General features: G+C 50.2%; 20 protein-coding genes. 2 read left to right on the plus strand and 18 right to left on the minus strand.

Annotation, left to right across the window (positions count from 1 at the left end; all coding sequences use genetic code 11):
- A partial coding sequence (locus tag AB1690_05200) for an ABC transporter permease (protein MEW6014698.1) occupies nt 1-397 on the plus strand: 397 nt, incomplete at its 5' end.
- Complete coding sequence (locus AB1690_05205) at nt 382-1,326, plus strand: serine hydrolase (protein ID MEW6014699.1); 945 nt, start codon at nt 382-384, stop codon at nt 1,324-1,326. The genes AB1690_05200 and AB1690_05205, both read left to right, overlap by 16 nt.
- Before the next feature lie 185 nt (nt 1,327-1,511).
- Here AB1690_05205 and leuS read toward each other — a convergent pair whose 3' ends face one another.
- From leuS to AB1690_05295, 18 genes are all read right to left on the minus strand, one after another.
- Nucleotides 1,512-4,004 carry a leucine--tRNA ligase gene (gene leuS, locus AB1690_05210; GenBank protein MEW6014700.1) on the minus strand — a complete coding sequence of 831 codons (2,493 nt, stop codon included), beginning with the start codon at nt 4,002-4,004 and terminating at the stop codon, nt 1,512-1,514.
- A 78-nt stretch (nt 4,005-4,082) separates the two neighbouring features.
- Nucleotides 4,083-4,862 carry a polysaccharide deacetylase family protein gene (locus AB1690_05215; protein ID MEW6014701.1) on the minus strand — a complete coding sequence of 260 codons (780 nt, stop codon included), beginning with the start codon at nt 4,860-4,862 and terminating at the stop codon, nt 4,083-4,085.
- A 19-nt stretch (nt 4,863-4,881) separates the two neighbouring features.
- Entirely contained in the window at nt 4,882-6,159 is a 1,278-nt protein-coding gene (locus AB1690_05220) for a pitrilysin family protein (GenBank protein ID MEW6014702.1), read from the minus strand.
- A gap of 6 nt (nt 6,160-6,165) precedes the next feature.
- Nucleotides 6,166-8,247 carry a polyribonucleotide nucleotidyltransferase gene (locus AB1690_05225; protein MEW6014703.1) on the minus strand — a complete coding sequence of 694 codons (2,082 nt, stop codon included), beginning with the start codon at nt 8,245-8,247 and terminating at the stop codon, nt 6,166-6,168.
- 18 nt (nt 8,248-8,265) lie between these two features.
- A complete protein-coding gene (rpsO, locus tag AB1690_05230; GenBank protein MEW6014704.1) occupies nt 8,266-8,535 on the minus strand; it encodes a 30S ribosomal protein S15 in 270 nt (89 codons plus the stop codon).
- Nucleotide 8,536: 1 nt separating this feature from the next.
- Nucleotides 8,537-9,478, minus strand: a complete 942-nt coding sequence (locus tag AB1690_05235; GenBank protein ID MEW6014705.1) for a bifunctional riboflavin kinase/FAD synthetase — start codon at nt 9,476-9,478, stop codon at nt 8,537-8,539.
- Nucleotides 9,475-10,410: a tRNA pseudouridine(55) synthase TruB gene (gene truB, locus AB1690_05240; protein MEW6014706.1), complete on the minus strand. Its 936-nt coding sequence runs from the start codon at nt 10,408-10,410 to the stop codon at nt 9,475-9,477. The genes AB1690_05235 and truB overlap by 4 nt, the downstream gene beginning before the upstream one ends.
- Entirely contained in the window at nt 10,397-11,389 is a 993-nt protein-coding gene (locus AB1690_05245; protein MEW6014707.1) for a bifunctional oligoribonuclease/PAP phosphatase NrnA, read from the minus strand. Before AB1690_05245 ends, truB begins: the two co-directional genes overlap by 14 nt.
- Nucleotides 11,379-11,735 carry a 30S ribosome-binding factor RbfA gene (gene rbfA / locus AB1690_05250; GenBank protein MEW6014708.1) on the minus strand — a complete coding sequence of 119 codons (357 nt, stop codon included), beginning with the start codon at nt 11,733-11,735 and terminating at the stop codon, nt 11,379-11,381. The genes AB1690_05245 and rbfA overlap by 11 nt, the downstream gene beginning before the upstream one ends.
- A gap of 7 nt (nt 11,736-11,742) precedes the next feature.
- Entirely contained in the window at nt 11,743-12,024 is a 282-nt protein-coding gene (locus AB1690_05255; GenBank protein ID MEW6014709.1) for a DUF503 domain-containing protein, read from the minus strand.
- Nucleotides 12,025-12,036: 12 nt separating this feature from the next.
- Entirely contained in the window at nt 12,037-14,268 is a 2,232-nt protein-coding gene (infB, locus tag AB1690_05260) for a translation initiation factor IF-2 (protein MEW6014710.1), read from the minus strand.
- A 56-nt stretch (nt 14,269-14,324) separates the two neighbouring features.
- Complete coding sequence (gene nusA, locus AB1690_05265) at nt 14,325-15,701, minus strand: transcription termination factor NusA (GenBank protein ID MEW6014711.1); 1,377 nt, start codon at nt 15,699-15,701, stop codon at nt 14,325-14,327.
- 15 nt (nt 15,702-15,716) lie between these two features.
- Nucleotides 15,717-16,157 (minus strand): ribosome maturation factor RimP, encoded by a 441-nt coding sequence (gene rimP, locus AB1690_05270; protein MEW6014712.1) that lies wholly within the window; start codon nt 16,155-16,157, stop codon nt 15,717-15,719.
- A gap of 89 nt (nt 16,158-16,246) precedes the next feature.
- Nucleotides 16,247-17,965, minus strand: a complete 1,719-nt coding sequence (locus AB1690_05275) for a proline--tRNA ligase (GenBank protein MEW6014713.1) — start codon at nt 17,963-17,965, stop codon at nt 16,247-16,249.
- 105 nt (nt 17,966-18,070) lie between these two features.
- Nucleotides 18,071-18,688: a serine O-acetyltransferase EpsC gene (gene epsC / locus AB1690_05280; protein MEW6014714.1), complete on the minus strand. Its 618-nt coding sequence runs from the start codon at nt 18,686-18,688 to the stop codon at nt 18,071-18,073.
- A 52-nt stretch (nt 18,689-18,740) separates the two neighbouring features.
- Nucleotides 18,741-21,182, minus strand: coding sequence for an AsmA family protein (locus AB1690_05285; protein MEW6014715.1), 2,442 nt, complete (start codon nt 21,180-21,182; stop codon nt 18,741-18,743).
- Nucleotides 21,183-21,251: 69 nt separating this feature from the next.
- Nucleotides 21,252-21,932, minus strand: a complete 681-nt coding sequence (locus tag AB1690_05290; GenBank protein ID MEW6014716.1) for a metal-dependent hydrolase — start codon at nt 21,930-21,932, stop codon at nt 21,252-21,254.
- A 64-nt stretch (nt 21,933-21,996) separates the two neighbouring features.
- The coding region (locus AB1690_05295; protein MEW6014717.1) for an aminomethyltransferase beta-barrel domain-containing protein at nt 21,997-22,264 on the minus strand (268 nt) is incomplete at its 5' end.

Genomic DNA, 22,264 nt, shown 5'->3' on the forward strand with positions numbered 1-22,264 from the left:
CTACATCATGTACTCCACCCTCTTCGCTCTTATCGGCTCTATCTGCAACAGCGACAAAGAGGCGCAAAATTATATTTTCCCTATTACCATGGCGTTGCTTCTGCCGGTCTTCCTGGCGATGTATGTCATCCAGGAGCCCGATTCGCCGGTCGTGGTCACCCTTTCACTCATTCCATTTTTCACGCCGACTATGATGATAATGCGGCTGAATATATTGAGCGGTGACGCCTTTACTTTAAGCAATCCGATTGTCATTGAAGCAATCCTGGGCGTTATAATCACAGCCTTGACCACAGTCGCCGTGATTTGGATTACAGCAAAGGTCTTCCGGGTCGGTATCTTGATGTACGGCAAGCGTCCCACTTTGCCTGAATTGGTGAAATGGATAAAATATTAAGTAAAGACCTCTGGCGAAAAATTGGCATAATATCCGCCGCCATTCTTGTAGTCGCCGGCTCGCTCCTTTTCCTGTCATATAAAGTTGTCTGGACCGAGACGGCCCCGGCTTCCTTCACCAGCCTGGAACCGGTCAGGTTCTTCGAGTTTGACCTGCCCGACAGCAATCTCTGCGGCGGCATCCGCTTGAATTTGCGCTCCGCCATTGCAATAGACAACGAAACCCACCAGGTTCTTTACTGCTACAATGCCGACAATAAAGTCCCCATAGCGTCAATTTCTAAGCTTTTGACGGCTATGGTTGTACTTGATAATTACTGGCCCGACTCGGTGGTAACGATTACTTCCGATGATGCCCGCAATTCATCCCGTTCCATTTTTCGTGTCGGCGACCAGGTTACGGTCCGAGACCTCTTACATACCGCTCTCATTCGCTCTGACAACCGGGCGGCGAGGGCTCTGGCGCGGTCCGCCGCCGGCTCAATAGAGGCTTTTGCCGAAAAAATGAATGAAAAGGCGCGCCATATAGGCCTTTTTGACACGGAGATGTTCGAGCCGACCGGACTTGATGAACGTAATCGCTCGACCGCGGCCGATTGTGCCAGGCTGATAAACTATGCAACTCTATACCCCGAAATCGCCCGGATAACCAGCCTCAAGGACTATAGCTTCCGGGTTTTCAACCGCAAGAGGCTGAAACGGATTGTAAATACCAATAAATTGGTCTTCTCCAAGTATCGAATCGTAGCGGGCAAAACTGGATATATCTCGGAGTCTAACTACTGCCTGACAACTATCATCGAGGACGGCAGGGGAAAGCAGGTCACCGTGGTCGTACTGGGAGCCCCCGGCCCGCAGACGCGATTCCGTGAAGCCCGACGGCTCGCTGCGTACGCCTTCAAGAGATTAGATAAAGCGTCCTATAATTAATACCAGGTCATTTCTACCACAGGGTTGAATAGGGTCATGTGGATATTGGAAGGGGGAGGTTAGAAGGGGGAGAATGGATTTATACAGCGGCTAAGCTGGTTTTGAGTTTTGACAACGTCCCAAAAGATATATTATGTTAACTTATCCTTGAATTCGTTGCATCTTCAATCGAATCAGATGCCCCACTACTTCACAACCAGATTGACCAGTTTGTTCGGTATATATACTTTCTTTACGACGCTCTTGCCTTCGACGTAGGTTTTTGCCCTGGGGTCGTTCAGAGCCGCTTCGACCGCCATAGCCTCGGAAGCGTCTCGTTGCAGCTCGACCTCGGCGCGGACTTTCCCGTTAACCTGCACCGCTATTTTAACTGTGTCAAAATGGATTGCGCTTGGGTCAAAACTGGGCCAATCAGCGCGGAAGACTGATTCGGTTTCGCCGCATTCATGCCACATCTGCTCTGCCAGATGCGGCGCCATCGGGGCTATCAGAAGAATCGCCTTCTTAATCAGATAATCATTAAGCCGATTGTCCGAGATTCTGGCGCTGTCGAAATCGCGCGTCAGTTCCATCAGCGCCGAAATGGCGGTATTATACTGCAGTCTCCCATAATCATCCGAAATACGTTTAATGGTCTGATTCAGTTTTATATAGATAGACCTGGAATAGTCATCCAGTCCGGCCAACTTAAAGTATTGCTTTAAGTCGGGGGCGCTGCCGCGATAGGCGCCGACCAGCGGATAAAAACGATTCATTACGAATTTCTCAACGCCGGTCAGAACATCTTCCGACCAGGAAACCGCCTTCTCCGTGGGCGCAAGGAAGAACATGCCAAGCCGGGAAATGTCAATCCCGCGTTCATCCATGACATCAATGGGCGATATCACATTCCCTTTCGACTTCGACATTACCTCCCCTTTGGGGTCCATGACCATTCCATGGTTGAAAAGTTCTTTCGCCGGTTCATCATCGTTCAGCCAGCCGATATCTTTCAAGAACTTCTGGAAAAATCTGAAATAAATCAGATGTCCGGTGGCATGAGTAATGCCTCCGATATATTTGTCAACCGGCATCCAGTGCGCCGCTAACTCTCGCGAGTACGGCTCCCCTTCATTGCGAGGGTCGAGATACCTCAGGTAATACCAGGAGGAGCAGACGAATGTGTCCATGGTATCGGGGTCGCGCTCCGCTTTTCCTCCGCATTGAGGGCAATTAACCGATATGAATTCTTCCACATCAGCCAGCGGCGAACGTCCTTTAGGCAAGAAATTCTCAACCTTGGGCAAAAGGACCGGAAGCTCCGCCTCCGGGACCGCCACCTGACCACATTGAGGACAATGGATTATCGGAATCGGCGCCCCCCAGTAACGTTGCCTCGAAATCAGCCAGTCCCGCAATTTATAGTTCTTTTTTTCTCTGCCGAATCCCTTTTCCGCGGCATAGGCGGTTACTATTTTGACTGCTTCATCTCCAACCAGACCGTCAAATATACCGGAATTGACCATAACCCCATAATTGGTGAAGGCATCGGTCATTTCTGACAGGTCCAGCGGTGTCTGATTGTCAGGATGGATGACAATTTTAATCGGTAAATTATATTTCTTTGCAAAGAGGAAGTCTCGGCTGTCGTGCGCCGGCACCGCCATAACTGCCCCGGTTCCATAGTGCGCCAGCACATAATCTGCTACCCAGAGCGGCACCTCTTCTCCATTAAAGGGATTTATGGCGTACTGCCCGGTGAAGACGCCGTCTTTCTCTCCGGTTGCCGACGCCCGCTCTATTTCCGAACGGAGAAGGACCTCTTTCCGGTATCTTTCCACTTTTTCCCGGTATTCAGGCGCCATGCCGAGCCGCTCCACCAGCGGCGATTCCGGGGCGAGCGCCATATAGGTCACCCCAAAAATAGTATCCGGCCGGGTGGTAAAAATTGGCATTCTCTCCCTGGTTCCTTTGATGATGAAGTCAATCTCAGCTCCATAGGAGCGGCCAATCCATTCTTTTTGCATCTGTTTTACATTTTCTGGCCAGTTCGGCAGTTTGTCGAGGTCGTCGATAAGGCGGTCGGCATACGCCGTAATCTCAAAATACCACTGCTTTAGCTCTTTCTTTTCCACTGGCGTTCCGCATCTCTCGCAGGCTCCGTTGACAACCTGTTCGTTCGCCAGAACCGTCTTATCTTCCGGACACCAGTTCACCCAGCCGGTTTTCTGATAGGCCAGTCCTTTCTTAAACAGCTGGACAAACATCCATTGCGTCCATTTGTAATAGTCGGGGCTGCAGGAGATAATCTCCCTATCCCAGTCAAACGAGATACCGGTCCTCTTTAAAGTATTTCTTGAGACCTCAATATTCCGGTAGGTCCAATCTGCCGGGTGAAGTTTGCGCTGGATGGCGGCTCTTTCGGCGGGAAGTCCGAAGGCGTCCCAGCCAAAAGGATGCAGCACATCCTTGCCCAGCATCATCTGGTAGCGGGCGACGGCATCGCCAACAATGTAGTTCCGGAAATGCCCCATATGTATGTCGCCGGAGGGATAGGCAAACATCACCAGCATATAGAATTTTTCGCGGGTGGGAATACGAGGCGCTCTATATAGCCCCTCGCTGTCCCATCTTTCCTGCCACTTTTGCTCAATCGCCTTAAAGTCATACTTTAAGGTTCGGACCTGTTTTTGTTGCATTTTACCAGCCAAGCATGGTTTGACGGTTTCAGTTTAAGTTGCAAAATTATAAGAATATTATCAGATTATCAAGAGATTTTAGTGATATGTTGGCTGACGCCAGCTTTCTGGAAGGAGTCGATTATAGAGGATAGTTCCATAGGAATAGGCATTGAGAATCGACTCTTTAATATGCTCCACCGGCAGTAACGGTCCAGACATCAGTTTGGCGCCGACCGCCAGAGGGGTATCATGGTAGTACACGACCCTTCGGGAGATGCTGAAACCAAGGCGGCTTCGTCTGAAACCGGCAAGTGAAAAGCCTCTCAGGTATCCGGCGTCCAAGGCGCGCACCTCCACCCGCTCGTTATATCGCCCGAAGGGATAGCTCAAGTAAGCCACTTCCCTGCCGGTCATATCTTCCAGGATTTTCCTGGAGTTCTCCAGTTCCAGTCTGAGCAGGCGGTCGGAAAGGTCGGTCAGGCAGATATGGGTCAATCCATGCGAGCCAATTTCTACACCTGTATCTGATAGATGACGTAGCTCTTCGGGACTAAGATGCTCTTTTTTACTGAAGAGATAGGTATAGTCCCAGCGGTTCTGCTTTCCGGCAAATCCTGCCGGAATAAAGATGGCGAAAGGAATATGGCGGGCTTTAAGAGCGGGAACGGCATTATCCAGAAGACTTCGGTACCCATCGTCAAAAGTAATAGCCAGTTCCCCATCTGCTTCGCTTAACTCCAGATATTCCCTCAGCCCCCGGAAGCGGAAACCGCTCGCAATTAGAAAATCAAGAAGTCGCTCAAATCGTTTGGGAGGATATCTGGTGATACCGGGGCTAAAGCCTCGGCTCACGTCGTGAAAGGCGATGATAGGCATAGGCCGCGCCGCCGCTTTTTTAGATTGTCCAGTCCAGCCCGCGCAAATCGTTTTCAGTCGCGGAACCAAGCAGGGTAACGGTTAATCTATCTTCGATGAAAATTTGTCGCGCCATTGAGATTATCTCATCGGAGGTGATCTTGTTGATAGCCCTTAGGGTATCGCCAAGAGGCAGGTATTTTTCCGCCATAATCTCGAAACGACCCAGCCGGATCATCCGGCTCATAGCCGATTCCAACCCGAGTGTCGTGTTTCCTTTCATCTGCTCTTTGACCTGGGCGAGCCGTTCTTCGGGAATTCGCTCTTTCTTGAGTTTACGCAATTCCCGAAATATAATCTCCAGCGCCGCTTTAAGCCGCCGCCGGTCAGCCGCCAGATAAACGCCAATCAGTCCGTTGTCCTTATAGAAATCGGGAAAAGTATATACAGAATAGGCTATTCCTTTTTCCTCCCGAATCTTTTGAAACAGAACCGACGACATGCCGCCGCCAAGATAGGTATGGATAGCCAGCATCGTATTGCGCCGGGCGTCATCAAATTTCACTCCCGGAAAACCGAGACAGAGATGAGTCTGGCTTGCTTTCTTGTTAAATAGCCTCAGCAGAAATTTTTCCGGCGAACGGGCATTTTTTCCTGTGGAATCGCTTCCCCGCGGAAAATGAAACCGCTTCCTGACTAATTCCACCAGTTTCTTATGGGAGATATTTCCGGCCGCCGCAATAACAACATCACCTGAACGATAATGCTTCTCTCGAAATCTTATCAAGTCGCTCCGGTTCAAGCGTCGGATATTGGAGCGATTGCCCATGATGGGGCGGCCTATTGGCTGCCCTCTCCAAAATGACTCCGAGAACAATTCATGGACATTTTCCGACGGCGTCTCTTCCACCTCTTGAATCTCCTCAATAACAACCGACTTCTCCCTTTCGAGATTTGTCAGACTGAGGCTGGGATTCAGGGTGATATCGGCCAGAATATCGACAGCCTGCTCCAGATGTTCGTCCAGCACCAGAGCGTGATAGCAGGTTTGTTCGCGGGATGTAAAAGCGTTCAACGAGCCCCCCAGAGATTCCAGAAAGGAGGCAATCTCCTTGGCGGAGCGACGGGTAGTCCCCTTGAACGCCATATGCTCGATGAAATGAGATATGCCGGCTTCCTGCTTTTCCTCATTGCGGGAGCCGACATTTATCCAGACGCCGATAGCGATGGAACGAATAGTGGGAACCTTCTCCGTAACTATTCGCAGACCATCAGGAAGCGTCGTCTTCTGATACCTGATACCTTCAGACGATGCCATATATGATTAACGCGCCTTGGTCAAAACCTTTCGGGAAAGCCTGATTTTGCCTTCCGGGTCAATATTAATCACTTTAACTTCAACCGTGTCGCCGACTTTCAGATAATCCTCAACTCGGGCGACATGCTGATGGTCAATTTCCGAAATATGCAGAAGACCATCAGTGCCGGGGAGAATCTCGACAAAGGCGCCGAAGGCTGTTATTCGACGGACCTTGCCGGTATAGACCTTTCCGATTTCCGGTTCGGCAACGATTGCCTGCACCATTTCGAGAGCTTTCTGTCCCGCGGCTCCATCGACCGAGGCTATCAACACCGTGCCGTCATCTTCGATATCAATCTTGGCGCCGGTGGCTTCAACAATTGACCGAATCATCTTGCCCCCGGGTCCTATCACCTCGCCGATCTTATCGACTTTAATCTTTAGCGTGATTATGCGCGGCGCGTAGGCGGAAAGCTCTTCCCGGCTGCGTGATATCACCGCATTCATCTTATCCAGAATGCTCAGGCGGGCGACCTTGGCTCTTTCCAGAGCCATCCCCATGGTCTTCAGGTCGATGCCGGTCATCTTGATATCCATCTGGAAAGCGGTCACGCCTTTGGATGTGCCGGCCACCTTGAAATCCATATCACCAAAATGGTCTTCATCGCCAAGGATATCGGTTAAGACGACAACATTCTCACCTTCTTTGATTAAGCCCATGGCGACGCCGGCAACCGCAGATTTAATCGGCACGCCGCCGTCCATAAGCGCCAGCGAACCGCCGCAGACCGACGCCATTGATGAAGAGCCGTTTGATTCCAGAACATCGGAGACAATCCGGATAGTATAAGGAAAACGCTCTTCCACCGGAATCACCGGCTGCAGGGCGCGCTCGGCGAGAGCGCCGTGACCAATCTCGCGGCGACTCACGCCGCGTATAGGGCGGACTTCACCGGTCGCAAATGACGGGAAATTGTAATGCAGCATAAAACTCTTGGTCGATTCACCTTCCAGGTCTTCAATACGCTGCTCGTCAATCTTTGTCCCCAATGTGAGAACCACCAGCGCCTGGGTCTGACCGCGGGTGAATAGTGCTGAGCCATGGGTCCGGGGCAGAACGCCGACTTCGCAGGTAATCTGGCGGATGTCATCGGGTCCTCTGCCATCAATCCGTTTCCCCTCCCCAATAATCATATTTCGCATCAACTCGGAGTCAATGTCGTGAATGAGATTGGCAATGATGCCTTCGGATTCAGGGAATGCCTCTAACAGCGCCGCCTGAATCTCCTCCTCCAGTTTGCGTTTATTCTCGCGGCGCAAGTCTTTATCAGCGATGCGATTATATTCATCCAGCCGCTGGCGCGCCATTTCCTCCACCCGGTTCTTCAGCTCCAGGTTATCCGGCGGCGGCACAAATTGCATCTTTGGCCTACCGCATACTTTTTGAAGCTCCTCAATCTTCGCCACTATCAGTTTGATATTTTCGTGACCAAAGGAAAGCGCCTCCAGCAGATCTCCTTCGGAGACCTCTCGGCCGCCCCCCTCTACCATCGTAATATGTTCCTTCGAGCCGGCTATGGTGAGATTGATATCAGATTCCTCCAGCTGGCTGTAGCTGGGAAAGACAATCAACCTTCCGTCAACCCTGCCGACCCTGACGCCCGCGATTATCGACACCAGGGGAATGTCCGAAACGGCAAGGGCGGCTGATGTGCCGGTAAGACCAAGGACATCGGCGTCGTTTTCCTGGTCTGAAGAAAGCACGATATTATGGCACTGCACTTCATTGAAAAATTTCTCCGGGAAGAGCGGTCGGATGGGACGGTCAATAATTCTCATGGAGAGAATCTCTTTTTCGGTCGGTCGTCCTTCGCGCTTGAAGAAACCTCCCGGTATTTTGCCGGCGGCATAGGTCTTTTCCCGATAGTCAACTGTTAAAGGGAAAAAATCCTGTCCTTCCACCGGTTTATCGGAGGCGCAGACGGCCGACAGAAGCATGGTGTCGCCCAGTCGCATTGTTACGGCGCCATTGGCTTGCAGCGCTATTTTTCCTGATTCTATCGACAGCTTCTTTCCGCCGATTTCTAATTCCACTTTGTGATGCATCTTTTCCTAACTCCCGCTCTATCGACGGATATTTAGCTGTGAAATGATTTGGCGATAACTTTCGATATCGCGATCCATTAGATAATCCAGCAAACGACGACGCTGGCCCACTTTCTTCAGCAGACCGCGGCGGCTGTGAAAATCTTTGGAATGCTTCTGCAGATGTTCTGTCAGAGCATTGATTTCTTCCGTCAGTATTGCAATCTGGACTTCCGGCGAACCGGTGTCGGTCTTGTGCAGACGGTACTTGCCGATCATATCGGCTTTCTTTTCCTTGCTTACAGGCATTTCATACTCCTCTATCTTTTAACTTCAATACATTTTCCTTGTCCAACCTAATCTGGTCGATTAGTTTCGAGGTGTCATCATAGAATCGATTTTCTCGAATATATTCCTGGGGATAGCAAAAAATCTCCCGGTCATAAATACTTTCCTGAAACTCGAACACGTTTACCTCCACCGAAATCCCCGCCGCCGGATTGAAGTGATTGGTTCCGATAAACATCATGCCGTCATACATTTTTCCTTCAATCTCCGTCTGGCAGGCATAGACCCCTTCCACTGGAAGCAGTTTGCGGGGGTTTACCTTCAGGTTGGCGGTCGGGTAACCGAGCTTCTTACCCAGACCTATACCCTTGATAACCTTGCCGCAAATCGGGTACGGGTGTCCCAGCATCCTCTGCGCCTCAGGCAGGCGGTTGTCGGTGATAAGGCGACGAATTCGCGAGGAGGATATCGGCATATCATCGACCAGTACTGGTCCGGCAACCTCCAGGGCAAAATTATGTTTCCGGCTCAAAACTATCAGGTCGTTGATGGTGCCGGAACGATTCTTTCCGAAGGCATGGTCATAACCGACAATCAATTTTCCAACTTTCAATTTATTCACAAGGACGCCTACCGCGAATTCTTCCGCCGTCATATTCATGATTGATTCATTGAATTCTAACACCAGTAAATAGCCAAACTTGAGGTATGATTCAAACAGTTTCTTCTTTTCTTCCCAGATGGTCAAAAGAGGCGGTGGAGTTTGCGGAGTCACGAATACTCGCGGATGCGGCTCAAACGTTATAGCCAGGGGGACCATGCCGCTGCTTTGGGCCGCTACCGTCAACTGTTCCAGAATTGCCTGATGACCCAAATGCAATCCGTCAAAAGTGCCAATGGTGGCGACTGTCCTCTCAATTTCAACCGGGAAACCGCTAATCCCATTTATAATTTTCAAATTCAATTTAGCACCCTGACATAGGTAAAGAAATCTTTCCCTTTGTATTCCATAATCTCCGTTGAGGAGATTTCGCATTTTCCCACCGCCATGATTCGTCCCGTATGGTCCATCAGGCTGATTAACTGGTCCGGCGAAAACTTTCCACTCACCTCGGCAATATCTTTCAATCGTGGTGACTTGCCCGATATAATCAGAGGCGCAAACTGCTCATTCACCTTAATCACCGGAAAATTCAAAACCTCTTCTATCGGGCGCATGTACCTCTTGAGCGTTCCTGCCTGACGATAGTATTTGATTTCATTCATAGTCAGGGCGTCTCTAAGATGAAAATTCCCCACCATGGTGCGATTGAGCCGGTGAAGATAAGCGCCGCACCCGATTCGTTCTCCGATATCATGCGCCAGCGTCCTGATATAAGTGCCTTTAGAACAGGTAACTTCAATTCCTATCACCGGCAGTTCCAATTTCTTGAGGGCAATCTTGGTAATCTCCACCTCCCTCTCCGGCGTCTCGACTTCTTTTCCTTTACGGGCAAGTTTATAGAGACGCTGCCCGCCCACTTTGACCGCCGAATATGCCGGCACCTTCTGGGTTATCTTGCCGGTAAATTCCTTGAGAATAGAAGTTACCTCTTTTTCGTTCAGCGGCGGCACCGGTCGCGGCTCCTCTTCTATGATTCCCTCGGAATCAAAAGTCGAGGAGCGAACGCCCAGTTTGACTTCGGCGTCATACGACTTATCAATATCCGCCAGGAATTGGACAATCTTGGTGGCTCGTCCCAGGCAGACAACCATCAAGCCGGTGGCGCGCGGGTCCAGAGTGCCGGTGTGACCGATACGGCGCACCCCGATACTCTGCTTCAGATTGGAGACCAGATCGTTGCTGGTAATGCCGTACGGTTTGCTTACCAGCAGTATGCCGTCATAGCTTACCATTTACCATCTTCCTCAAATCTTCCAGTAAAACTTCACTGACGGACTCAACCGGCAAATTGACGGCAAAGCCGGCGGCATTATGATGACCGCCGCCGCCGTACTTGTGCGCCACCCGGGAGACATCCACACGGTCTCTGGAGCGCAGCGATACTTTGGTGCGTCCTTTCTCGATCTCTTTTATGAGCCCGCCGACAATTACGCTGTTTCCGTACAGAGTGTAGTCGGCAAGACCATCCAGGTCGCTGTAATCGGCGCGGCTCTGCTCCAGCATCTTGCGGTCCACCAGCATCAGGCAGATTTTACCTTGCTCGTAGAAATTTATATTGGCAAGAGCCGACGCCGTTAATCGAATGAGTGATTGCGGCATGGCGTAATATATCCGGTCGCATATTTCACGCGGGTCGGCGCCTAATTCAATCAGTTGACCCGCAATCTCCATAGTCCGCCTCGTGGTAGAATTGTAACGGAAACGACCCGTGTCGGTCAGAATTGCGGCATATAGACTAACTGCCATTTCCCGGTCGATTGTCTGACCGGTCGCATTAAAGAATTCCACCAACATTTCACCGACCGACGAAGCCCGGCTGTTTAATAGATTAATATTGCCAAATAGGCTGTTGTCGGGATGATGGTCTATATTGATAAGAGGCGCCTCTTTTGGAAGGAGCCGGACCACTTTTCCCAAGCGCTCCGGCGAGGGGCATTCAAATATGACCGCCAGGTCATAATCGACCTCGCCTGAGTAATTATCGACATTTAGAATTTCGGCTACCCCCGGCAGGAAAAGGTACTTCCCGGGAATCTTCCCCTGATTTACCAGGGTGATCTTCTTACCGAGAGATCTGGCGAATCTTGCAAAAGCCAGCTGAGAGCCGATGGAATCACCGTCAGGATCCTCGTGTGATGACACAATGATTTTCTCCGCTTTCTTAACCGCGGAGAGAATATCGTTATATGTTTTCTGAATGTCAGGATTCATTCTTGCGTGAAATTTCATTAAGAAGTTGCTCAATGCGAACACCGCGCTCAATCGACGGGTCAAATTTGAATTTTATGGTCGGCGTGTTTTTGAGCCTTAGCAGTTCCCCCAGGTCCGACTGCACGCGACCCCGAATATGCGCCAGAAATCCGGCCGCCTCTTTTTTCTCCTTGTCGTCACCCAGCACGGAATAGAATATTGTGGCGTAGCGGAGGTCTTCGCTGACCTCGACATCGGTAAAGGTCACCAGGAATTTCAGATTGGCGCTGCACTCCGGTTCCAGAATCTGCTGGACATCGCGCAGCATCTGACTGCTGATTCGCTCGGAACGTTTGAACTGTCTCATAATTCACCTAAAGGATTTCAACTCTGTAATCAGCCAGGTTAATCTCCGGTTCGCCGCGGATATGGTCGATGAGCTTGGCGATAACCTGGTCGGCAAATGCCTTATTATTGGAGACTACGGCCGCCCCTATTTGCGCCAATCTCAGGTTATCGTTGAAATCTACTTCCGCAATCGATATGTTGAAGCGATTCTGAAGCCTTGTCAGAAGCGGTTTCAGTCTCCGTCGTTTCTCTTTTAAAGAGGTCACTCCCGGCAGATTAAGGTCTATTAATACCGTACCGACTATCAAACTCTATCCTTCTTACTCCAGTTTCTTAGCCGTCTCAACCAGATGGTACACTTCTATGGTATCACCGACCTTTATATCGTTATAGTTTTCCACCCCAATTCCGCACTCGTAGCCGCTTTGAACCTCCCGCACGTCATCTTTGAACCGTTTTAATGAACTCAGCGTGCCGTTATAGATAATCCGCCCATCGCGGACAATATGCACATTGTCGGTGCGACGAATGGTGCCTTCTTTCACAAAACATCCCGCAATGGCGCCGACTTTCGGAATTTTGAATACCTGCCGGACTTCTGCCAGACCGGAGAACTCTTCCTTGATGACCGGCGAAAGCATTCCCTCCAGAGCCTTGCGGATGTCGTTTTCGACATCATAGATAATATTATACTGGCGAATATCGACCTTCTCACGAGCCGCCGTCTCGCGGGCGCGGCCATCCGGAGTAACATTAAAAGCGATAATAATGGCATTAGACGCCGCCGCCAGAAGAACATCGGACTCGCTTACAGCGCCCACTCCTTTATGGATGATTACCGTTCGCGCCTCTTCGGTCGCAATCTTGCTCAAGGCTTCCGCCAGCACTTCCGCCGAACCGTCAACATCAGCTTTAATAATCAAACGCAATTCTTTGAGCTGCCCCTCCCGAATTTGAGCATAAATGCCTTCCAGAGTTGTCTGACCAAAACCGCGCCGAATTTCCTGCTCGCGCTTCACCTGCATTCTCCGCAGCGCAATTTCTCGAGCTTCCTGGTCATCGGCGACCACCATGAAGGTATCGCCCGCCTGGGGCACGCCATTCAGACCGGTGATTCGCACCGGCCGGCCAGGACCAACTTCCTCAAAGGGAACATCCCGGTCGCTCAACATCACCCGAACTCTTCCATGAAATGTCCCGGCAACAATCGGGTCGCCGACTGAGACCGTTCCTTTCTGGATGATGGCGGTGCTGATAGGTCCTCTACCCCGCTCCAGCTTTGCCTCTATAACTACCCCCTGGCCTCTTATCTGGGGGTCGGCTTTGAGGTCAAGCATCTCGGCCTGAAGAAGAATCATTTCCAGCAGTTTATCAATCCCCTGTCCCGTCTTCGCCGAAACTTCCACCATGATATTCTTCCCGCCCCATTCTTCCGGAAGCAGATTATATTTGGACAGCTGCTGACGAATCATATCGGGGTTGGCGGTTGGTTTGTCTATTTTATTGATGGCAACAATTATCGGAACCGAGGCGGCGCGAGCATGGTCAATAGCCTCCACCGTCTGCGGCATCACGGCGTCATCCGCCGCCACCACCAGCACTACGATGTCGGTAATCTGGGCGCCTCGGGCGCGCATAGCCGTGAAGGCTTCATGTCCCGGGGTATCGATAAAAGTTATACTTCCATTGGCGTGGATTACCTCGTAGGCGCCGATATGCTGCGTGATAGCGCCGGCTTCGCTTGCCACCACATTGGTTTTGCGAATATAATCCAGAAGCGAAGTCTTGCCGTGGTCCACATGCCCCATAACGGTGACCACCGGCGCCCTTGTAACAAGATTTTCCTCAGATTCAGCCTCGCGCGCTTCTTCGCCTATCTCCCCTTTTTCCTTGATACCGTAACCGCACTCCAGAGCCAAGGTCTCGATAGTCTCCAGGTCAAGGCGCTGATTGATTGACGCCATCATGCCCATTTTGAAGCAGACCGAAATCAGCTCCGCCGGCTTCATATCCATGGCGCGCGCCAATTCCGCCACCGTCATAAATTCATTAACTTCGATGATATTCTCTTCAGGAATCTCGACGGTGCCGCCCGACTTGAAACGCCTTTTATACTTTCTGGTCTTTTTCGGACCGCCCATCGTCGCCATCGTCGCTTTAAAGCTCTTAACCACTGCCTTGTGGTCCACCTGATGGGCGTCGCGTCCCTTCTTCCGCTTATCGAACTTCTTCTTGCGCTTGTCGTGGCGCTTTAACGCCTGCGAAAGCTTTGCCAGGCGCTCATCCAGTCCTTTAACCACGGTCGTCGGCGACGGCGGCGCTTCCACAACCGCGACAGGCGGTGCCGGTTTAGGCTTCTTTTTCAGTTCAATATCTTTCTTGACGGCTTCCTTTTCCGCATCGAATTTGCTTCGAATGGCATTCATCATCTCATCGGTCGCAACTGACATATGCGACTTCGGAGCAAAACCGAGCTCCGCGAGTATCGACATGAGCGCGTTTGAAGAGATATTGTAATCTTTGGCTACTTCATATAGTCGTTTCTTTGCCATTATAATTCCTTCCCGCGCGTCGCTGTTTCAATGAAACTTGACCATTAAGAGGGTCGTCAACTTTCATCTTTTGCGTCAACATTAATGTCGGCCGACGGCGCTATCGACTCGCCTTTAGCCGCTTCCTTTTTCTCGGCGGCCTCTTCCTCTTTTCGCCGTCTATCTTCTTCCTTGCGGCGCATGGCTAACTCCGCCACCATTGCCTTCGCTTTTTCAATCAGGGTCTCCGCCGTCTTCTGACCGATTCCCTCAATTTCTATCAATGTCTCCGGGTTAGTCTTAGCCAGCTTCTGCACGGTGGTTATATCCGCCGCCACCAGCCGCTCTTCCATTTTAGCGCCTATTCCCTCGAGACTACCCACCGGCACCAGGTCCTCGGCTTCCCGTTTTTTCATCTCGTTATATTCCGTCTCCGACATGATATTTATCTTCCAGCCGGTCAGCTTGGAAGCCAGTCGGGCGTTCTGTCCGCTTCTACCGATAGCCAGCGATAATTTATCATCTTCAACTGCAACCGTCATCGCCGTCTCATCTTCAAAAACATCGATATGAACCACTTTCGCCGGCGCCAGGGAACGAGTTACAAAAACTTCCGGATTGGAACTGAAGGGAATGATATCTATTCTCTCGTTGTTCAGTTCTCTGACAATTGCCTGCACCCGCACTCCCTTGATACCGACACAGGCGCCGACCGGGTCGATTCGTTCGTCAGCGGAATATACCGCTATCTTGGTTCTTTCCCCAGGTTCCCGGGCAATCGCCTTGATTTCGATTACACGCTCGAAAATCTCCGGGACTTCCAGCTCAAAGAGACAGCGTATGAAATCGTTGCTGACGCGCGACAATATCACCTGGGGACCGGCCATCGATTTCTGGACATCGAGAATAAAAGCCCTGATGCGGTCTCCCTGACGGTATTTCTCGCGGGGAATCTGCTCCTTTGTCGTCAGAATCGCTTCAGCCTTACCCAGGTTTATAATCAGATTTCCCTTATCTATCTGCTGCACCGTCCCCGATGCCAGCTGACCGACACGGGTAATATATTCGTCGTAAATTTTGTCCCGCTCTGCTTCACGCACCTTCTGTATAAGAACCTGCTTGGCGGTGGTAATGGCATTGCGCCCCAATTCCTCATATAATTCCAGGTAGATATCCATCTCGTCGCCAATCTGGGCGGAGTCATCCAGCTCACGGGCGTCTTCCAGCGAGATTTCCGTCATCTTATCCGAAACCTTCTTCACCACCTTCTTGACCGCAATCATGTAGATTTCCCCTTTTTTACGGTCAAGTTTTATGGAGATATTCTCCGCCAGCGGATACTTCTTTTTGGCGGCGGCAAGAAGGCTCTCTTCCACTTTGCTGACCACGATATCCATATCGATATTCTTGTCGCGAGCGATATTCGCCAATTCCTGTACTATCTCATAAGCCATCTTGGCATTACTCCATCAAAAAAGAATTTTTCCCATCTTTACCTGGTCGAGATTGATTTTCCGGGTGCCATCGGACATTTTCAGCTCCAGCATGACATCATCCGCGGAAATTAGCTCGCCTTTGACCGCTGCTATATCTAAATCGTTAAAAGTCAGCTGAATAGTCTCACCCACCCGGCGACGAAAATCACGAGCTGTCAACAGGGGACGGTCCAATCCCGGCGAGGAGACCTCCAGCGTGTAGCCAGAACCGAAAACCGCGTTCTCTTCAATAATGGTCTCAATTCTGCGCGACAATCGGGCACAATCATCAAGCCTGACCCCGTTATCAGAATCGACGAATATCTGCAGGCGGCTGTCTTTCCTGTAGCGCGCCAGCTTTATCTCCACAATGTCAAATCCTTCTTCCAAAAGAGGGGCAGCCAGAAGTTCCATTATTCTGTTCTTCAGCTCCATATCACTAAATGTTTATCCTGAGCCGGTATGGCTAAGAATATAACCTGTAAATATAATTCAAAACTCATCATTCCGCAACTGCTTTGCCGTCAATTGACCTGATCAAGAAGACCCTTCACCGCTGCCACTGCTCCTTCCAGTTCAACCAGCTCAACTTTATCCGAACCCCGATACTTAATCTCCACTCGCCCTTGTTTTAATGACTTTTCGCCAATTGTGATTCGCACCGGAATGCCAATCAAGTCGGCATCGTTAAACTTAACCCCGGCGCGGTCTAAACGGTCATCCAGCAGGCAGTCGATATCATTATTAACCAGTTCCTTATAGATATGTTCCGCGGCCTTCTGGTGTTCCTCTTTCTCAAAATTGACCGGGACAATCTCCACCAGATATGGGGCAATATTTTTGGGCCAAATAATCCCTTTGCTGTCATGATATTTTTCAATTGCGGCCTGGGGAGTGCGGGTGATTCCAATCCCGTACGAACCCATGATGAACGGCTTTTCATTTCCTTCGGCATCCAGAAAAACTGCCCCCATGGAAGCGGAGTACTTTGTTCCCAGCATGAAGGTATTGCCGACCTCAATGCCTCTCTTGATGGTAAGATGCCCGTCACAGAGAGGGCATTTTTCTCCGGCTTGAGCCTCCACTATGTCGGCAACCGCCGTTGCCTTAAAATCTCTTCCCAGATTTACATTCAGCAGGTGCTTTTCAAATTTATTGGCGCCGGTTATGAAGTTGCGAAGCCGGCTGATTTCATGGTCTACAATAATGGGAATATTCGGCAATCCGATCGGTCCGGCGAAACCAACCGGGCATTTGGTAATCTTTTCCACTATGGAAGGAGGAGCCATTTCTAACTCGTTGACCCCTAAATGATTCTTCAACTTTGTCAGATTCAGACCCCGGTCCCCTCTAATCAGAGCCGCCACCGGTTTGCCGTCGCCCAGATATATCAAAGTCTTAACCAGACGTCTTGCTTCAACTTTCAAGAGAGCGGTTACTTCCTCGATGGTAGATGCCTGCGGGGTTTCCACTTCTTTTACCGGCAGAAGCTCATGGTCAAGCGCCGGCGGATTGGCTTCTCTGAAAGTGGCTTTTTCCATATTGGCGGCATACTCGCAATGGTCACAAAAGACAAGATTTTGCTCTCCCCCTTCGGTATCCACAATCAACATAAATTCATGAGCCGCCTTCCCCCCCATGGCGCCGGTGTCAGACTCGACCTTTCTGGTATCCAACCCCGCTCGTTTGAAGATTGCGAAATAAGCATCAACCATCTTCTGGTACGAATTCTCGAATGATTTCTCATCGGCATCAAAGGTATAAGCATCTTTCATAATGAATTCACGACCGCGCATCAATCCAAACCGGGGTCTGATTTCATCTCGAAATTTCACCTGAATCTGATAGAGGTTGATAGGCAGCTGCTTATAACTTTTCAACTCTCCCTTAAGCAGATAAGTTACTATCTCTTCGTGGGTTCCCCCCAGAACCAATTCATGTTCATGGCGGTCTTTCAGCCGCATCTGCTCCTTACCGACGGTGTTATAACGCCCTGATAGCTGCCAGACCTCAGCCGGATGCAAGACTGGCATAGTTATCTCAATCGCCCCGGCGCGATTCATTTCTTCCCGCACAATTCGGCTGAATTTCTCTATAACTCGTTGCATCAAAGGAAGATAAATATAAACCCCGGCGGCCAGTTTGCGGATGTAACCGCCCCGGAGAAGATATTGGTGCGATATAAGCTCCGCTTCCGAAGGCACCTCTCTCAAAGTTGGTATATATGTTTGCGTCCAGCGCATCTAATCCTCTTCTTTCCGGAATTACAGAACCTGAAATGATAGCATTTTATATCTTTTTGTCAAACAAAAAGATTCCGTCGTCTCACGCGGCTATTATGATGTCAATTATTGATTTCGAGGGGATAATTCGTTGGGGAGCACCGGCGATTCGTTCAGAATACGGTCGGCCGGGACAACCGTCTTCTGCGGCTTGATATGAACTGATTTTCCCTCAAGTCTGGTAATGACACCGGGAGTGCCGACCACGGTGCAGTTGTCAGGTATATCGACCATATAGAGAAAGGTATTGGCGCCTATATTCACATTATTTCCCACGGTCAGCGGACCCAATAGGATAGCGCCGGTGCCAATTACGACCCTTTTTCCGATAGTCGGATGCCGTTTCCCGGAATGCTTGCCGGTGCCGCCGAGAGTGACGTTATGAAACATTACGCAGTTGTCCCCTATTTCTGAGGTTTCACCAATCACTATTCCGGCACCGTGGTCGATGAAGAATCCTTTTCCTATGGTCGCGCCGGGATGAATTTCCACGCCGGTTAGAAATCTGACTATTTGCGACAGGAGCCGGGGTATGAAGGGCAGCCCCAGGTTGTGCAAAGGATGAATGAACCGATGCGCCAGTACCGCGTGAAAACCGGGATAAAGTATGAACTCTATATTTCGCGCCGCCGGGTCATTGCGATAGATAGCGCGGATATCCTCTAATATGGTCTTAAAAATCATATATAAGATACGTATCGGCGCCCCAAACCGGTAAATTGAACCGTGACGACACCTACTTTTTCTTTAACAGATTCTGTATCGCCGAATCGAACTTGTTCTTGAGATTATCTTTCATCTGCTCCTTAACCGAAAAATCGAGAGACAACTTGGGCGAGGCATAGGAACCTCGCAGCCGAAACGGCACTTTGACCCGTCCCGACCCACTCTCCTTAAGCAAGGAAGCAAAACCGGAAACTGCTCCCGGCTGCGACATCAGCTGGCCGGTCACCTTTTCCGACAGAAGAATCTCTCCCATATAATCCAGCGAGCCATCAAATCCCACCGACCCGATAAGATTCCAGTCACCCAATTGACTGGAGAATCTTAGCCCTTCAAAAACCACCCGGCCATCCTCAACTTTGAACTTAGTGGCGGCATCCTTCAAAGATTCTTCACTGGGCATCTTGAAATTCAATTGCTTTGACAGCTCTGTCAGAAGATTCAAATTGACAATCTTGGCTTCATTGAAGACGGCCAGACCATCCATAGACAGCGACTGTATCAGAGGCTCCGGTTCCCATCCCGACGCTGAAAAATCCCCATTGAGATTCACCTTCCCAAACAGATGACCGCCAAAATTGGTGAATCGGGTCAGAAAATCATTTGCCTCAACCTGCGTGGCTTCAAAATTTCCGGTGTAACGCGGATTGCTGAAATCGTTCAAATCTATTTCTGTCGCTCCGGTGACATTTCCGGTATAGACTTTTCCCCTGGCGTCAGTGACATGAATGACCCGATTCTTTATATCGATGTCGCCCGTGATATCGGTGAATTCCACTTTCGAATAAATCAGAGTATCAATTTGTGCCTTACCTAACCCGTTTATGTCCGGAAGGAGAAGCGGCGGGAGCGAATCGGCAGGAAGTGCCGCCCGATTGACGCCTGACCCGGGAACGGCCTCGGGAAAAAGTTTATCGGTGTCAAATCGATTCGAGGTCATCGTGAAGTTCATCACCGGTTTTCTTCCCATTGCGGAATACTTTGGCAGGATATATGGGAAGGGGTCTTTGACATTGCCTGTCAGGGCAATGTCGGACGACGGAAATTCTACTGCCATGCGGTTGATAACCCAGTTATCCGGCGCCAATTTGATGTCGGCATTAAAACTCTCTATCGGTTCAGGGAGAGTAGTGGCCGAATACTTGCCGTCCTTCACCAGGAGATTCCCCTCCATTTTAAGTTTGGTCAGATCTTTGGCGCTACCGCGCGCGCCCAGATCGAATTCCGCCTGACCGGCGATTTCTGGCTCCCCTTCTTTTGGAAGAAAAGGATTGAACAGCGCCAGGTCAATTTTCCCCTTGAAATGACCGTCGATTACCGGATTCTTGAAGTCATTGACCGTCAGGTACCCTTCAACCGGACTTCCGGCATAGGCCCCTCCCGACAACTGCATTTTAAGATAATCATTCCGCACTTCCGCTCGAAGCGATTTGACAGTCAGTTCGCCGGCAATTCCCTTTTGCGAAAAGACCAATCCACTGATTTCCGCTTTTCCTTCGAAATTGACGGTTGGTATGGTCGCTTTATTATATCGCGCCATTGCTGTCAGGTCGAGTTTTCCCGCCAGGGAGTATTCTGCCAGTCGGGAGCGGGTTGTCTCCGGAAGAAGGGAAATAATCTTTGAGAATTCCGCTTTTTCTGTCTCAATTTGCGCGTTGACAAATGCCAGAGTCTGCAGATTCGGTATGCCCAGTTTGAGGTCGAATTCGAGACCATTGACGGTTATCCTGGAATCCGACAGCACCACCGAATTCTGTTTCATATCGATGGCGGCGTCATAGTCGACACTTAAATTCATCGCCGGCAGTTTTGATTTAGCCGTTATGTACTTCAGGCTATCAATCTTCAATTGACCGCGCGATTTATAAAAGTCTGCCTCCGGTATCTCCAGTTGCGACTGGAGAGCCAGACCATTGGCATCGATTACCGTGCGTGAAGAATCATCACGGTAAATCAATCTCCCTTTATTGATATTGATATCTTCGAAAGAAATCGCAAGCGCGGCAACTTTGGTCTCTTCCGGAGTCTGGCTTTCTTCACTCGATACTTCCTCAACAGCGGCGCCGAACTTAAAATTGACTGCCCCATTCGGCAGCCTTTGCATGAAAATGACCGGCTTATCCAGAATTACCCGGTCAATTTCAACACGCTTAAAAAGCAGAGGAATGAGGCTCAGCTTGACATCGAGCGCCTGTGCGGTAAGTAGATTCGGCTGGTCAAATCCGGGCGGATTTTCAATCTTGATATCTTCGAGAGAAACACCCAACCCGCCCCAGAACGAAAGAGAGACTCCCTCAATCGTTACCTGGCGCTGGAGAGCGGTTGATATCTTTTCAATCGCAATTTCCTTGGCTTTCTCCTTGGGGAAAAAGAGCGCTAGTCCGGCTAAGCCCAGAATGAGCAGTAGGGCGATAACCGCGGCTGTCCAACCAATGACCTTACCTAACTTTTTCATTGTAAATGCTCCGCTATTCTTTCCTTGAATCACCGCCGGTTCAGCCGATATCTACTTTCAAATCGGTCGTCAGACCATCATCGACTGACCTGGTGTCATAATGACAACTTCAGAACCTGTCCCTTGCAGTTTGGATGCGAATTCCGTCGGCTCGGCATCAATAACAGGCCAGGTCTTATAGTGAAGCGGCGTAACCTTCTTTGGCTTTAAGAACTCGACCGCTTTCACCGCATCGTCGATACCCATAGTAAAATTATCCCCAATCGGCAAGAAGGCGATATCAATAGAATTCATCTCGCCAATAAGTTTCATATCGTAGAAAAGCCCGGTATCCCCGGAATGATAGATAGTTTTCCCGCCGATAGTTATCAGGAAGCCGCAGGGATTTCCGGTATAGACCAAGCCGTCACCGGCCGCCGAGCCATGGTGCGCGATAGTCAGCTTGACTCGTCCGAATGGGAAATTATGGGCTCCGCCGATATGCATATTGTGCGCCTGCGCTCCCAGTTTGCTGACATATATCGCCAGTTCATTTGGCGCAATTATCGTTGCCTGGTTTCGCCTGGCTATCTCTACGGCGTCGCCGAGATGGTCCCCGTGACCATGTGTGACCAGAATGAAATCTACCTTTATATCAGATGCTTTCAGATTCGCCTGGGGATTACCGGTAATAAAAGGGTCAATAATCAATCTGTGCGTGCCGTCAGTAGCAGCCACGCAACTGTGTCCATAATATGTAACTTCCAGCATAGTTCACCTCCGAATTGGTTATTAACCACTGCTATTTCTTATATATCGAACCGGCAGTAACGATTCAACTATTTTTTTCGATAATGCTGCCTCCCAGCACCAGGTCGTCGCGATAGAAGACCGCGGTTTGCCCGGGGGTGATTGCCCGCTGTGGTTCATCAAATTCGACTCGAGCCTGGCTTGTTCCGAGCGGGACTACTTTGCCGGAAGCCGCCTTATGGAGATACCTGATTTTTATTGACGCCGATATTGACGCGGTCGGCGCGGTTATCGATACCCAATTGATATCGGAGACTTGCGTCGTTATAGAGTAAAGCCCCGACTCCTCACCT

This window comes from Candidatus Zixiibacteriota bacterium, assembly GCA_040753495.1.
In the GTDB taxonomy this organism is placed as follows: Bacteria; Zixibacteria; MSB-5A5; order GN15; family PGXB01; genus DYGG01.